Here is a 14,456-nt window from a genome sequence, read left to right as displayed (position 1 = left end):
ATGAATGGTCGCGAAACATTTCCTCGGTTTCTCGCAATCGATATCGTATTAGCGACCGTTTTTATAGCGCTCGCGAGCGCGTCCGACGTCAGTGCTCAAACATCGCAAGAGACGGAATTTTCAGTTCCCGTTCGCATAGTTCCGGACAAGCTGTCGGTACAAGAGGACTTGCGACAGCGCTCGGCTGCTGAACGGCACGATGCATTAGATCTCGAAGCCCAACAGCGTTCGGCGGTTGCTGCAGAGAGGGCCGCAATCGCGAGCGAAACTCAGTTGTGGATCGGTTGGCTTCAACTGTTCGTCTCGGTAATTGGTGCCTTGGGGCTAATCGTTACCCTCTTGTTGACCTGGGCCTCGACAAAAGCCGCAGCAGCAGCAGCGAAAGCTGCTCTCGATGCCAACATGCTAGCGCGAGAGAACTTCGACCTTGATCAACGGCCATGGATCAAGCTGGAGCGCCCAGTGATACAGCTCGCAGAACATCGGGGCACCTTCGCAATTCAGTTCAGCGTGGAAGCAATCAATGTAGGAAAGACACCTGCAAAGGAGACCGAACTCCATCTTCAAATCTCGTTCGGCAAGATCGTGACTCCAAGTGTCGACGGCGTAGAAGCCTATGCGCAATCAGTTGCCAATCCCGGGACGTGGCGCAACTCGCACAAGATCGTATTTCCGAATGCGGGTAGGCCGATGGACGATGCGGTTATTCTCGACGGACCTCCTCCAGAAGGCGAGAGCTGCCGGATTCGATATTGTGTGAATTATCGAGGTGCGCCCACGAGCGCCATCTATCACACCGCTGGGGAGGTCACATTCCCGGTGTCGCGGCTGATTTCTTCACCTAAGTCGCAGAAAAACAGTTGGAAGTATAATTTCCACGGCACAGGTTCGGTAGCATAGGGCGTCGCAACGGAAATGTGCCGTTGGCAGGAAAACGCTGAATTATCAATGATGTTTGCACAGGAATAATGGGTGAAGGGTTCGATTCCTTTCAAGGCGACCCTTCGCATCGACTCTCCTTCCACTCTGAAACACACCTCATGCGGATCACGATCGCCGCAATGATCACGGCAACTCAGCGTCGAGCTTTGATCACCGGTCGAAAGCGAAAGCGACCAACCAGCCTTCCCATTAGACTGCCTTTCTGGGCATGAAGGTTGGTCGCAAACGGACTACGTTTTCTTATCTGGCGAGGGCTCATACTGAGCGTACGCATCCAGCATCATTTGCGTATATTCGCTCGTGCTTGAGGTCAGCTCGCCCAGTCCCGGCCAAGCGAAGGGTATCGTGGACCACATCGATTCGAGTTCAACCTCGATTCCCAGTTGTGCCGCTACAACGAAGGCCTGAACGGGCTCCTTGTCCTGCGGCCACAAATCTTCCTCAAGTGAGATCCAGACGCCCTTTTCGTCATCGACACTGATCTGAGCCTGAAGCGCGCCCAGCTTTTCGCTGATGTTGGTGGCGTCATCAAGCAAGGCGCATCGGATGAGAAGAGTGATCTTCTCTTCATTCAGGTCGAGTTTGGGTCTGTCATCGACAACCCGGAAATCAGGCTTGTCGCCGTCCACGGCTCCGTCAGTTCTTACCGAGGGAAGAGACTCACCACCATCATCACACCAGAACGCTGTGTCAAAGATGTCGAGAGGAGATGCCCCGCACCCCGGGCAATGCCAGAGATTTTGAGCGATCTGAGCGCCGGTGATTTTTCCATCGCAATGCAAGCAGAACCACACGTCTGACTCGCCGCCCCACAGTGGGTGGCGAACCACCCCGTCGAGGTCAGGCTTTGTGGAGCGTCGCGGCCAATCGGTGGAGATTTCTCCACGAACTTGGACAGCCCGTTCTATCACCAGACTGAGTGCTTCCCGGAGGAATTCCGGGTCAAACACCGGGCATCTCCCGTCATTTTCGGTAGATGTCTCGACGATCGGTGCCGCGCCAGGGTTCTCAGGCATCGTGATGCTCCACCCATCTCCCGCCATGATGACGTCGTGCAAGGCCACTTGAAGGCGGTATGCATGACCTCCGATCATGCCATGTTCGGCCTGCTCGAGGTATGCGAACCGCCGGGTCATTGCTTCGGGATGCCCGGCCTGAAAATCTGCCGCCGGAAGAGCATGTGCCACAAAGGCTTCAATGCTTGCCATCTGTTCGGAACTGGGTATCCAATCATTCTTGCTGGCGGAAGCGAGTTTGGTCCAGTTGGCGAATCCCAGTTTCCCCGCAACCAAGTCAAGAGCTTGGTGTAGCGTGATCCTGTTGGCCCGCGCGTATCGTTTAGCAAGAAGCTTGAGGCTGCTAAGTTTTTTTGCTTCGGTCATATCCATATCCTGAAATGATCCGACCATGTGCCCGCTAGGGTCGAAACCCAATCAAACTATTGATAAAATGATCTGTGTATGATTCACTTCGGTAATAACAGGAGTTTGGATCATGGCAGGAGAATTCTGGCTTGATGACCGACAGTGGGCGGTGATCGCTCCTCTGCTTCCGACGAACCAACCCGGCGCTCATCGAACTGATGACCGCCGGGTGATCAGCGGGATCATCCACGTGCTGCGATCCGGCTGCCGGTGGCAGGATTGTCCAGCTTGCTACGGGCCTTCGACAACCATCTACAATCGCTTCCATCGCTGGTCTGCCAAAGGAATATGGCGGCGGCTGTTTGAAGCCCTGGTGCAAACGACCGATCAGGACATTCACATGATCGACAGCACCACCGCAAAAGCGCACCGATCAGCAGCCGGCGGAAAAGGGGGGCGGATGCCGAAGCAATCGGTCGCTCGCGAGGCGGCAGATCGACAAAAATCCATGCTGTTGTCGATGGTTGCGGCCGTCCAATCGCGCTGCGAATAACGCCTGGACAGCGCGGCGACGCCCCCGTTGCCATTCCACTGATCGACCCCTTGCCGCCAAGCCGCATCTGCGCTGCCGATACCGCTTACGACAGCAACGCGTTGCGCGATTTCCTCACTGCACGCGGCACCGAGCCTGTCATTCCCAACAATCCAACCCGAAAGCAGATCAAACCGTTCGACCCCGTCGCTTACCGCCGCAGAAATATCATCGAACGTGCTTTCTGCCGCCTCAAGGACTGGAGGCGTGTCGCAACACGATATGACAAGCTCATGCTCAACTTCGCCGCAACTTGCTACATCGCCGCCATCATCATTTGGTGGACTTGATTGAGTCTGGACACTAGAGCATGTCGCGCAGAAGTGTGCAGCGGTTTTGCAGCAACGACATGCGTAAAAACAAAGGCCTAAAGCGTAAGGAGCGAATCTGAAAGATCGCGATGCGCTTTAGAAGTGAAACGCCACGCCGATGATCGGTCCCTGCTCGACGACGTCGAAGACGAACCCGTCATTATCGTAGTTCACACCGACTGCGCGGTAGCCGGCGACTGCCGAGATCGTGTCGGTGAACTTGTAGCCAAGCGCCAGGGAGACATCCCAGTCGACATCTGCGCCCCCGCCGCCGACAAGGCCCCAGCCGGTCACGTAGACTTCAGGCGTGAAAAAGTAATTGCCCCGGACGCCGGCGAGGGCGTCGACCCAGGTCGCACCGTCGTCCGTTTCACGGCCACCGAGCAGCCCCCCGTTGAAGCTAATGGTCGTGTCGACCGACCACACGCGGACGCCGCCGACGATGTCGAGATGTCCTGACTGGTTCTCGAGCACGGAATATCCGGCCCCGAGCAATCCAGCGAAGGTCTTCGAGGTTACGTCGACACTGTCGGCCAGGATTCCGTTTCTCGTGTTCGCATCTGCTCCGAGCTTGGTGTACATGATGTCGGCAAAGATGCTGAAACGCTCGTACCGGGCTTCGCCGGCAGCCATGAAGGCGAAGTCGAGGTTCTCCAATATGTCACCGAAGTCGGAGTCGATGTGAACTTCCGGCAAACCGAATTGCGCCATGTCTCCGGAGAGCCCCGCAGCCCAGAAGTATGGAGCGGCCGTATACGTCCAGCCGCTTTCGCTCTCGACCACCTTCGCTTCCGGAATCCCCGGCGCGATGTCGGCTGCATATGCCGAAGACGCGACACCTAGCCCGACGCACAAGGCAGCGGCCTGCAACCATAGAACTCGCATGTATCCCCTCATTTTCCTGAGACGGAATTGCCCCGAATCGCCGTCTTCATCCCAATCGCAATCATGCTGTAAAATGCTCGCGATGACCATGTATGTTACCGTATCCTCTAACCGGGTTGTCATTGTTTGCAGTTCGGCGTCGGTCGGGTTCGATCGCAACTCCCGGAGGCGACCGACCGTGTCGTGTTTGCACCCGCCAGGCTTCCGACATGGGTCGCGTAGTTGTCGCGCGTGTCCTGATCAACCACGGCAACTGGCGCAGCCAGCACAAGCCCCGCCACGTTGCCCGCCGCGGTCGCAGCCCCCGTGGTCGCCACCAGGATCTGATCGCCAAGTCCGACGTGGCTGTCGGTCAGCGTCTGCCCCTCGGAGATGCGCTGGCCGATGAGCTGGACGATCTGCGGCGACTCCGCAAACTTGCCGTGGTTCATGCTGTCGCCGGATTTGATCTTGGTCAGATCGATCACCATGATCTTGTTGTCTTCCAGCTCCTTCTTATAGGGCGCCTGCTCCGGGTCGATGGCGCCAAGCCTGGAGACGTCGCCCCAGACCCGGCGCGAAAATGCCAGCGCTTTGTCGTCACGCGATACGAAGAGTGTGAACTGCGGGTGCTGCTTGCCCATGTCGACGATCTGCTGGCTGAAGACATCGACGTCGACGTCGGGTGCCGCGAGCATCACGTTCTTGAACTTCTCGGGCAGGCGCCCGTTGCGGATCGCCATTTGGCGCAAGGATTCAAGTGCCAACCAGTTACCCATCGAATGGGCAAGGATCGAGACTTCCTTCACCTCGGGATCTTTTGCGAGATATTGGAAGAGCGTCTCCAGCGCGTTGCGAGTGTAGTTTGTGCTCTCACGGTCGTAGCCGTAGGCGAGCAGGCTGCCGCGCGAGGGCCACGTCACCAGGACGGGCGCGCTATGGACGCCGGAATCGTGGACGATTTGCGCGAAGCGGTAGACCGCATCCTCGAACCGATTGTTGAAGCCATGAACGAAGACGAGTACACTGCCGTCCGGAGTCTTCCTGACGCTCGCGCTCAGCCATTTCTTAGCTTCGCCGACATCGAGGTCGTCGGCCTTGACGGTGGCGAAGTCGATAGCCGGGTTGGACGGCAATCTCTTCGGCCAGGCGACCTGTCCTTCCTTGCGCGCCTTGCTCGGTGGAATGGATATCGTCATGTCGGCGAAGGCGGGGGTTCGCGCGCGTTCGCCATTGAACATTTCACCTGGCACAGTCGAACGGGTGCGGGTCGTAGCGATCAGCATGTCCACTTTCGGCGACTGCGGAGACGTGTCGGCAACCGGAGTGAGTACATTCTTCGGATGGCCGCCACATCCTTGAAGCAGCACGACCACGACACCTACAGCGAACCACCGAAACCAGCTCCTTGGAACTGACGCCACCCCACCACCAATGCTGCCCACCGATCACCCTCAATTGAAACCCGACACATCCGAAGCCGACAACCCACTCCGGCAAGAAAACCTATCTCCCAAAGTCACGGAGCGCCCGTAACTTCTGGTATGTTCTGTGCTGCGACGGCCATCCTGGGATCTGCGGCTAGGGCAGAGAAACCGGGCGCCCCTTCGTCGGAAGCACCATCGACGCCTCAACTTCATCCACCGCAGGCAGTCCGGCCTTCCTGATGTCTGCGATCAATCTCGCCCGGTCCGCGGGCTGGAAGTTGCGCGATTTCAGCTCGGCGACGATGTTCGGAATGAAATCAGGACGCATTTCGTTGAACCGTCTAGCCTCGCGCCTCGCGTCGTCCATCATGTCCGCGTCCACGTAGATGACCGCCGCAACCGCGTGATACAGCGGGAACTTCTGCAGGTCCGCCCGACTGATCTCGATGAGCGCCGTCCTTTTGTCATGAAGCATGTACGCTGCAAAGCCGCGCATTCCGTGATAGTAGCCCCCGGCAGCCGGATTGAGCTCGATCGCGCGATCCAGTAGAGCTGCCCCTCGCTCCCACTGCCCGCTCTGGGCTACACGCGTGCCGAACTCGCCCAGAAGTTCAGTATCGTTTGGATTGGTTTCCAACGCCTGTTCGCCGACCTTCAACGCCTCGGCGACCTGCTGGTTGAAGAACAGCGCGGTCATCAGAGCCTGTAGCGCACGCGTGTTGCCCGCGTCCAGTTGAACTGCGCGCCGAGCGGCGCTTAGGCTGCGCTCGACCGCCGCCGGCGTGCCGGACCTTGTATTGAACCGAAACCGTTCCTCGTCGAGATAGATGATCGAGAGCATTGCCCATGCAGTTGAGAAGGACGGATATCGCTCCACAGCGTGCTCGAGACAGTTCCGTACGTTCGCATGCTGGTCTACCGTCAACCGCGCACGATAGGCGTAGAAGCCCAGCGTGCAGGTGTACACTCCAACATCGTCAGGAGGCGGATTGACGGCATCCGCCTGGGCCATGATTCCATAGGGCTGCGCGACTGCAGTCGCAACCTTGTTCGCCACGTCGGACTGAATGCTGAACAAGTCGCGGATGTGAGTGTCATCGTCGTAGGTAGCGGACCAGAGGATCTTGTCGGTCTCGGTCTCGACCAGGCGTGCTGTCACCCGCACGCGATTGCCTGAAACACGCACGCCGCCCGCGAGCAGAAACCGGGCACCAAGTTCCCCTCGCACCTGCGAGGCAGGAACGCCCGGCGGCAGCGATCTGGATGTCTCCCGTCCGAACACGTGCACTTCCTTGAAGCGAGGAAGCGCTGTCAGCAATTCTTCGGTGAGGCCAACCGAGTAGAGTTCCGATTGGGCCCCGTCACCAAGATCGGCGAACGGAGCGACGACGAGCGTCGGGCCTCCCTGAAATGCCAGTGGTTTCGATCGGCCTGGAAGCAGGTGAGCGAAGAGGCCGATCGCGACAGCACCGACGCCGAGCATTACGCCAATTCCGAAACCGAACGGCATCAGGTGCTGCAGCCTGAAGATCGACCGTCGAGGTGCTGGTATACGGACATCGTGCACAGCGGCGTCATCCACCTTGTCATTCCAGACGAAGGAAGGCGCGTATCCACCTTTCGGGATGTCGATCCTTATGGGATCAAGCTGGCCCGCTACCAGATAATAGCGTTCCAGCAGACGCCTGAGACGCCCGGCCTCGATCCGAACGACCGGATCGTCCTGTTTGAAACCTTCGCTGCGCTTGAAGACCTCGACGGCGATCGTGTAGCCTTTGATGCGCTCTGCACGGCCAGCAAGCGCTTCTTCCGTCACGTAGGTCAGGAATGCGGCACTGCGACCGACACACGGGAATTCGGGACTGGCGATGATGCGGTCGAGTTGAGTTCGAATACCATCCGGAGCCGGCTCAGGCCGTGACAGAGACGGCGCATCCTCGCCCCCCGATGGCAACTTGTTCTGCACGGCCTGCACCTCACCCGCTCTTGAGGGTCGTCGCTGATGCAACGCATATCACCGTTTGCGAATACAACCTAGCGCAGAACCTGACCGTCGTCCATAAGAGAATGGTCTTGTGGCAGGCGGACTTCTCTTGCGTCGCGATACTATGTCATCGGGGAAGGCCCGACCGTAAGATACTGTAACATACTTGCGCTTCCTGATCTTTCGAAGACGATCGCGGCCGAGGGCGAAGCCTCTGTTTGCTGCTGATGTTCAACGAGCCACAGGGATATAAGGTCGATGCTCAGGACACCTATGAGAGCAATCCTCTTCAGTTCCACCATCCTCGCCTTCGCCGCCTCGGCATCGGCACAGGAAAGGCAAGCATACTTTGGCGAAACGCACGTCCACACGGGCTGGTCGTTCGACGCCTACATCTTCGGCAACACGAAGACCACGCCAGCAGATGCATACCGATATGCCAAGGGAGAGCCGATAAAACATCCGCTCGGATACGACATCAAGATCGACACGCCGCTCGACTGGATGGGTGTGACCGACCACTCCGAATATGTCGGGACGGTCGCGCTTGCGAACACTCCCGGTTCGACGATCAGCAAGCTTCCGATCGCACAGAAGCTCATCGTGCGCGACCCGGCGGATATTACGCGCATATATCTCTGGCTCGGAGGCACGATTGTCGACAAGAAGCCGATCGAGGAACTAATATCCCCGCAGGTCGCCGGCTCCGTCTGGAAGCAGAACAACGACATGGCCAATCAGGCGAACGAGCCTGGCAAGTTCACAGCCTTCTGCTCTTATGAGTGGACGTCGACCCCAGACAACCGCAACATGCACCGCAACGTGTTCTTCCGCGACTGCGCCAAAGTCCCGGAGATGCCCTACAGTTCGATCGACTCAAGCGACCCGTCGGACCTATGGAGCTGGATGGATGGCCAGCGCAAGGCGGGCAACGACCTTCTGGCAATCTCCCACAATGCCAATCTCTCAGACGGCCATATGTTTCCGACCGACGTTGACGAAAAGGGACGTCCCATTGATGCTGCCTGGGCGGCATCGCGTGACCGCAACGAGCGGCTGAGCGAGATCAAGCAAATCAAGGGAGCGTCCGAGACACACCCGACTTTATCTCCCAACGACGAGTTCGCCAACTTTGAAATCCTGACGTATCTGCTCGGAGATCCGGCAGGGCGCTTCCCGACCGTCTCCGGCAGCTATATACGCCAAGCGCTCAAGGATGGCCTCGCGATGGTCGAGGCTAAGGGATTCAATCCCTATAAGACCGGCTTCGTCGGCGGATCGGATTCGCACAATACGGGCGTACCCTATCGCCAGGACAATTTCTTCGGCGGCCACGCACGCAACGACGGCGACATCAAGCAGCGAATGTCGGGTTACGTCTTCGCGGGGCTCGACGTCAGGCTCGAGAATCCCGCGGGTCTCACGGGTGTCTGGGCGGAAGAAAACACCCGCGCGTCGCTCTTCGACGCCATGCAGCGTAAGGAAACCTTTGCCACCAGCGGACCTCACATCAAGGTAAGGTTCTTCGCCAGCCCTGCCGCGCAGGACATGGCCAAAGCGGACTGGATCAAGACGGCCTATGCCAGCGGCGTGCCGATGGGCGGCGACCTGCCGCCTCTCGGAGAGGCAAAGGCGCCTTCGTTCGCGGTCTGGGCGGTGAAGGACCCGACCTCCGGCAATCTCGACCGCATCCAGATCGTCAAGGGTTGGTCGAAGCATGGCCAAAGCTTCGAGAAGGTCTACGACGTCGCCTGGGCCGGGAACCGCACGCCCGACGAATTCACAGGCATCGTTCCCCCGATCGGCAGCACTGTGAACATCTCCGACGCCAGCTACACCAATTCCATCGGTGCGGTCGAACTGAAGGGCTCGTGGACGGACCCCGAATTCGATCCTAGCCTCGATGCCTTCTACTATCTGCGCACCCTCGAGATTCCGACGCCACGCTGGACTACCATCCAGGCAAAGGAACTGGGCATTGCGCCGCCCGACAATGTCGCGGCGACCGTTCAGGAACGCGCATGGAGCTCGCCAATCTGGTATACGCCGACCCAGCAACTGCGTGCTGCCGCCGATAAAGGCACGACCGTTGCCGATCTGAAGCAGCAAGGTGCTACGGCGCTTGATTCTAAAGCACTCACCGACCTCGTCGTCGGCAAGTCGAGCTGGGTCCGCAACAACGTCACAGGTGAAGTCTTCAACATCGCCTGGACCACGTCCGGCCAGCGGCTCGTCAACAACGTCAACGGCGCGATCCCGAAGCCCAGCGAGATCGGGGACGTGTTGCATGGAGGCCTGACGGGGCAGGGCACCGCCTACGCCATCAAGGACGGGGCGATTGTCACCACCCTCAACAATGCCCCGTACGAGGCAACCGTCTACAAGCTCGGCGACAAATACTACGCGGCGCGCAGCAACGAGTTCGGCTTCGCAAACTACGAAGTGGTGCCGACACCACAGATGCTCGATCCCGTGACGCAGCAGAAAGCCCCGTTCTGAACCGGCAGCTTCGTTGACCGCGAGCCGACCTAAGTCGGCCGCGATTGGAGACTGGCTGGTAATGGAGAGTTCCATGATAGCGAAAGCATCCGTCCGGCTGCTTGTGAGCCTCGGCTGCGTGATCCTGGGGTTCGCCGGGAATGCCCAGGCCTGCGCCATTTGCTTCTCGGGGCTGGTGGTCACTCCCGGCCAGAAGCTCGACGCCGCGGATCAGGCCGTGATCGCCGCTCCGGTGGATGGGCAAGGCAGGTTCCGCGTCATGGAAATCGTCAAGGGAGACGGCACGGTCGGCGATGTCGTCGTGCAGCCCGGACTGTCGACCCCAGTCGCCGAGGCTGTGATGTCCGTCGACGGTCTGACTGTCGGGGACGCAGAGGCGGCGAAACTCAACGAGAAGCCCTTGCTTCTCCTCCACGACACGGTTTCGGAGAAATGGACGAGTTTGGGTGCAATGCCGACCGACTTTGCCGAGTGGCTACGACAACTCGCGCAGACGAAGCAAAGCGCAGAGACGCCGACAAGAATTTGGCCGCAACTGACCCTCACATCCTCGTATCTGACCGACGCCGAATGGCGCGAACGGATTGTGGTCGTCGCGCGGCAACTTGAAAGCCCCGAGCCTTTGGTGGCCGAGATCGCTTATGGCGAGCTGTCGCGCGCGCCCTATGGCGTGACCCGGCTGCTCAAGCCGCAGCTCGAGGCTGCCAAACTCGTGACCTGGACCAACGATCCGACATTGGCTTCCCGACGTGCCGCCTACACGTTGCTGCTGGGGATCGCAGGCGGTGCCGGTACAGCCGTCGCACTTGAACAGCAAATCGACACGGCGTTGAAGACACGGGACGCGACCAACCTTTCGGCTTTGCTGGCGGCCGACCTGGAATTGCGTGGTGCGGGCCGCGTCGACTGGCTGGAAACAACCTTCTTTGCCGATCGCCAGCGGACCCTGCCGGAAATCCAGGCGGCTCTTCTCGCGCTGAGCGTCCATGGCGGAGCCGACGGTAGCATTACCCGCCGGCGGGTGATCGAGGCCTATCGCTACTTCATCAAGGCCCGCAAGCCGATGGCAGGATTCGTCGCCATGGAACTGGCGGATTGGGAGGCCTGGGATGCGACCGCGGACTATGTCGCCATCATCAGGTCGAAGGCGGTCCGCGATCCCGCAGAGCAGTTCGCGATCCTCAGCTATCTCAAACGCAGTCCGCTGACCACTGCTCAAGCAGCTTCGGGTCCTTCTGCTGATCAACGACAATAGGTGTGCTTATGAAGGTTCTGTCCGACGCCCCGAAAAAGAAGTGGCAGCGGCTTCTGAGCGAACCGCTCCTTCACTTCGTCGTTGTCGGCGTGGTTGTGTTCGGTGGCTACCGCCTGTTCACCCCCATGCCCGAGGAAGTCGTCGATCAGCAGAAAATCATTCTTACGAAGGATGACGTTCGTCAGCTTGCGGTGACCTGGCTGGCGCAGGGCCGGCCCGCACCGACGCCGGACGAGATGCAAAGCCTCATGGACCAGAAGGTCACCGAAGAGATTTTGTTTCGCGAGGCCGTCTCCCTCGGTCTTGATCGCGACGACGAGATCATCAAGCGCAGGCTGGCCCAGAAAATGGACTTCCTCGCCGCCGACCTGGCGACGCTGGACGAGCCAAGCAATGCGCAAATCGAGGAGTGGTATGCGAAACGCTCGGACCGCTTCGCGCTTTCGCCACACCTGAGCTTTCGTCATCTCTACTTCTCATTTGACAAGCATGGCGAGGCCGCTCGCGAGGCTGCCGAAGCCGCCATCCCTTCCGTCTCCGGCAAACCTGCGGACTCGCCGGAGGTCGCTTCGGTCGCCGACCCGTTCATGTTCCGGAACTACTACGGCGACGCCACGCCCGATCAGATGGCCAAGGAGTTCGGACCGGACTTTGCCAAGGCGCTCTTCACCCTGAAACCGGGATCCTGGCAAGGACCCGTACAGTCAGGCTACGGCTGGCATCTCATATGGGTCGATTCCATCGAACCCGGACGAGTTCCTGCTTTCGAGGAAGTGGCACCCGCCGTCAAATCGGCATGGCTCGATGAGCGCTACGCTGAGGTGAAGAGCAACGCTCTCAGAGAGATGCGTTCACGCTATGTCGTGAGCCTGCCGACAATAACCGCGGATGACCTTCGGGCCTTGGAAGCTCCCACGGGTGCTGGTGCCCAGATTGAGTTGTCAGCACAATGAGCGCCCAGTTGACGTTACCCATGTCGCTTTGCCGTTTGCTGCTTGGTGCCGTCGTGGCAGCCGTCGCGTTTGTCTCGGGCGCCGTCGCCCACGAGATACGGCCCGCCTATCTGCAGATCGATGAGATGGCGGCTAACCGCTACAAGGTCGTTTGGCGCACGCCCATGCTGTCAGGCATGCGGCTCCCGATCGTTCTGCGCTTTCCCGAGAGCGTGCGCAATGTGACGGAGCCGGCCGAGCGCGACCTTCCGGATTCACTTGTCCAGACGCGGGTGATCGAGACAGATGGCGCTGGTCTTGCAGGTAAGCGTGTCGAATTCGTCGGTCTGCAGGCGACGATCACCGATGTGCTGGTCCGCGTTCACTTGCTGGACGGCACCGTCGAGATGACGATGATCCACCCCTCCCAGCCATGGATCGACTTCGCCGCCACGCGCAGTCCACTGGCCGCGGCAAGAGTCTACTTCGTGAGCGGCTTCCAGCACATCCTTCTCGGTATCGATCATCTGCTGTTCGTCTTCGGCCTGCTCTTCATCGTCCGCTCGCGGTGGATGCTGGTGAAGACGATCACCGCCTTCACGGTCGCCCATTCGATCACACTCGCCGCCGCAACGCTGGGCAAGGTCGAAATTCCGGCGTTGCCGCTCAATGCGATGATCGCCCTGTCCACCCTGTTTCTAGGTCCGGAGATCGTCCGGGTATGGCGCGGGCAGACAAGCTTTACGATTCGCCACCCATGGATCGTGTCCTTCGCCTTCGGGCTGCTGCACGGCTTCGGATTCGCAAGCGGACTGACGGCCCTCGGCCTGCCGCAGGGAGACATTCCGTTTGCGCTGCTGATGTTCAATCTGGGCGTCGAGGCGGGTCAATTGGTCTTCGTCGGGCTCATTGTCCTGCTCATCGCAGCCTTGAAATCGATCGAGATCAGGTTGCCGCGCGGCCTGGAACTGATGCCCGCCTACGTGGTCGGGATATTGGGCGCGTATTGGACGATTGATCGCATCGCAGCAATGTTGGGGGGAGCCGCATGAGACGCTCAGCACTTCGCGGCATGGGCCTGTTCGCTACTGCATTCCTGCTCTCTGCGGGCGTCGCCGAAGCCCATGTCGGGACGGGCGGCGCGTCGGGTTTCGCGACCGGGTTCATCCATCCGATAACCGGACTTGATCACGTGGTGGCGATGATCGCGGTGGGGTTATGGGGCGCACAACTGGGAAAGCCCGCCATCTGGATGCTGCCGATCACGTTTCCCCTCGTCATGGCATTCGGCGGCTTCCTGGGCCTTCTGGGCGTGTCTATGCCGGGCGTCGAAATTGGCATCGCCCTTTCGGGCGTCCTGCTTGGGGCGGCCGTCCTGACCGAAACCCGGCCGCCGCTGTTCGCGGCGGCGATCCTGGTCGGGATCTTCGCGATCTTCCACGGTTACGCGCACGGTGCCGAACTGCCACTCGGAGAAAACGCCTTGTTCTTCAGCCTCGGCTTCGTGATCGCGACCGGACTGTTGCATGCGGTCGGTATTGTCATCGGACTGCTCTACCAGTGGCCCTGGGGCAAGAACACCGTCAGGGCGGCAGGCGGCGCGATCGGAGCGGTCGGAGCGGTCTTCCTGTGGAATGCACTGGCATGACAAAGGTTGGGGCTCGCAGGAAAAGTCGCATCCAAGCCGCATGGGCGTCTATCGGGATCGCAGCAATGCCAGTCGACGCCAGCGCTCATCTCGTCAACACGGGGCTTGGGCCGATCTACGACGGGATCGTGCATTTCGCAATGTCGCCGGAAGCCATCCTGCCCATCGTCGCGCTTGGTATATTTGCCGGACTTCGAGGGCTGAACCATGCCCGCGCTTCGGTTCTGATCCTGCCGGTAGCGTGGGTCGCATTTGGCCTTGTGGGAATGCTGTTCGGCCCGCTCGCCCTCAATCCGGCCATCGAAAGTCTGCCGTTGCTGATCCTGGGTGCCCTGGCGGCTGCCGACATTCGAATGCCGGCATGGGGAACTGGATCGCTGGCCCTGCTGCTCGGCGCGTTCGAAGGTTACAATTTCGGCTCGGCGTACTCAGCAGCTCGCGACGGTTTCCCTGCGCTCACTGGGTCGGCCGGTCTCGTCTTCGTCTTGATCGCCTTCGTCTCGGCTGCCGTGCTGAAAGCGAAGTGGGACTGGACGCGCATTGCCGTGCGGGTGGTCGGCAGTTGGACGGCGGCGAGCGGGATGCTGCTTCTGGGATGGGGGCTGCGTTGAGAGGCGGCCCGGCATCGAGGCCGTTTG

At 59.8% G+C, this 14,456-nt stretch carries 11 protein-coding genes and 1 pseudogene; 8 read left to right on the top strand and 4 right to left on the bottom strand.

Features of this window, described 5'->3' with window-relative positions; all coding sequences use genetic code 11:
• Positions 1 to 900 (top strand): hypothetical protein, encoded by a 900-nt coding sequence (locus H4W29_RS27475; protein ID WP_192731966.1) that lies wholly within the window; start codon positions 1 to 3, stop codon positions 898 to 900.
• 272 nt (positions 901 to 1,172) lie between these two features.
• On the opposite strand, the gene H4W29_RS27470 is transcribed toward H4W29_RS27475, so the two are convergent.
• Positions 1,173 to 2,324, bottom strand: coding sequence for a hypothetical protein (locus H4W29_RS27470; RefSeq protein ID WP_192731965.1), 1,152 nt, complete (start codon positions 2,322 to 2,324; stop codon positions 1,173 to 1,175).
• Between the two features lie 112 nt (positions 2,325 to 2,436).
• Between H4W29_RS27470 and H4W29_RS34850 the strand changes: the two are divergent.
• Positions 2,437 to 3,188, top strand: a pseudogene (locus H4W29_RS34850) (IS5 family transposase).
• 117 nt (positions 3,189 to 3,305) lie between these two features.
• Here H4W29_RS34850 and H4W29_RS27460 read toward each other — a convergent pair.
• The 3 genes from H4W29_RS27460 to H4W29_RS27450 all read right to left on the bottom strand — a co-directional run bounded on the left by H4W29_RS27460 (position 3,306) and on the right by H4W29_RS27450 (position 7,466).
• A complete protein-coding gene (locus H4W29_RS27460) occupies positions 3,306 to 4,094 on the bottom strand; it encodes a hypothetical protein (RefSeq protein ID WP_192731963.1) in 789 nt (262 codons plus the stop codon).
• Positions 4,095 to 4,213: 119 nt separating this feature from the next.
• A complete protein-coding gene (locus tag H4W29_RS27455) occupies positions 4,214 to 5,443 on the bottom strand; it encodes an alpha/beta hydrolase (protein ID WP_192731962.1) in 1,230 nt (409 codons plus the stop codon).
• Between the two features lie 211 nt (positions 5,444 to 5,654).
• On the bottom strand, positions 5,655 to 7,466 hold the full coding sequence (locus H4W29_RS27450; RefSeq protein WP_192731961.1) for an adenylate cyclase: 1,812 nt from the start codon (positions 7,464 to 7,466) through the stop codon (positions 5,655 to 5,657).
• 276 nt (positions 7,467 to 7,742) lie between these two features.
• Here H4W29_RS27450 and H4W29_RS27445 point away from each other — a divergent pair, with 276 nt between their 5' ends.
• The 6 genes from H4W29_RS27445 to H4W29_RS27420 all read left to right on the top strand — a co-directional run bounded on the left by H4W29_RS27445 (position 7,743) and on the right by H4W29_RS27420 (position 14,429).
• The gene (locus H4W29_RS27445; RefSeq protein WP_246517482.1) at positions 7,743 to 9,983 is read left to right on the top strand and encodes a DUF3604 domain-containing protein; all 2,241 of its coding nucleotides are present in this window, start codon (positions 7,743 to 7,745) and stop codon (positions 9,981 to 9,983) included.
• A gap of 73 nt (positions 9,984 to 10,056) precedes the next feature.
• The gene (locus tag H4W29_RS27440) at positions 10,057 to 11,238 is read left to right on the top strand and encodes a hypothetical protein (RefSeq protein WP_246517480.1); all 1,182 of its coding nucleotides are present in this window, start codon (positions 10,057 to 10,059) and stop codon (positions 11,236 to 11,238) included.
• Between the two features lie 8 nt (positions 11,239 to 11,246).
• Positions 11,247 to 12,191, top strand: a complete 945-nt coding sequence (locus tag H4W29_RS27435) for a peptidylprolyl isomerase (RefSeq protein WP_192731959.1) — start codon at positions 11,247 to 11,249, stop codon at positions 12,189 to 12,191.
• Positions 12,188 to 13,222, top strand: coding sequence for a HupE/UreJ family protein (locus H4W29_RS27430; RefSeq protein WP_192731958.1), 1,035 nt, complete (start codon positions 12,188 to 12,190; stop codon positions 13,220 to 13,222). Before H4W29_RS27435 ends, H4W29_RS27430 begins: the two co-directional genes overlap by 4 nt.
• A complete protein-coding gene (locus H4W29_RS27425) occupies positions 13,219 to 13,818 on the top strand; it encodes a HupE/UreJ family protein (RefSeq protein WP_192731957.1) in 600 nt (199 codons plus the stop codon). Before H4W29_RS27430 ends, H4W29_RS27425 begins: the two co-directional genes overlap by 4 nt.
• A gap of 65 nt (positions 13,819 to 13,883) precedes the next feature.
• Positions 13,884 to 14,429 (top strand): HupE/UreJ family protein, encoded by a 546-nt coding sequence (locus H4W29_RS27420; RefSeq protein WP_246517479.1) that lies wholly within the window; start codon positions 13,884 to 13,886, stop codon positions 14,427 to 14,429.
• Positions 14,430 to 14,456 lie beyond the last annotated feature (27 nt).

The sequence above is a fragment of the Rhizobium viscosum genome, assembly GCF_014873945.1.
Lineage (GTDB): Bacteria > Pseudomonadota > Alphaproteobacteria > Rhizobiales > Rhizobiaceae > Rhizobium > Rhizobium viscosum.
The sequence above is the reverse complement of the archived record's forward strand: the minus strand, read 5'-3'. Positions and strand labels throughout refer to the sequence as shown.

Bases quoted from the DNA above. Each gene is read 5' to 3' on its own strand.
- H4W29_RS27475 (WP_192731966.1), top strand. From the start codon at position 1: ATGAATGGTCGCGAAACATTTCCTCGGTTTCTCGCAATCGATATCGTA.
- H4W29_RS27470 (WP_192731965.1), bottom strand. From the start codon at position 2,324: ATGACCGAAGCAAAAAAACTTAGCAGCCTCAAGCTTCTTGCTAAACGA.
- H4W29_RS27460 (WP_192731963.1), bottom strand. From the start codon at position 4,094: ATGCGAGTTCTATGGTTGCAGGCCGCTGCCTTGTGCGTCGGGCTAGGT.
- H4W29_RS27445 (WP_246517482.1), top strand. From the start codon at position 7,743: ATGCTCAGGACACCTATGAGAGCAATCCTCTTCAGTTCCACCATCCTC.
- H4W29_RS27440 (WP_246517480.1), top strand. From the start codon at position 10,057: ATGATAGCGAAAGCATCCGTCCGGCTGCTTGTGAGCCTCGGCTGCGTG.
- H4W29_RS27435 (WP_192731959.1), top strand. From the start codon at position 11,247: ATGAAGGTTCTGTCCGACGCCCCGAAAAAGAAGTGGCAGCGGCTTCTG.
- H4W29_RS27430 (WP_192731958.1), top strand. From the start codon at position 12,188: ATGAGCGCCCAGTTGACGTTACCCATGTCGCTTTGCCGTTTGCTGCTT.
- H4W29_RS27425 (WP_192731957.1), top strand. From the start codon at position 13,219: ATGAGACGCTCAGCACTTCGCGGCATGGGCCTGTTCGCTACTGCATTC.
- H4W29_RS27420 (WP_246517479.1), top strand. From the start codon at position 13,884: ATGCCAGTCGACGCCAGCGCTCATCTCGTCAACACGGGGCTTGGGCCG.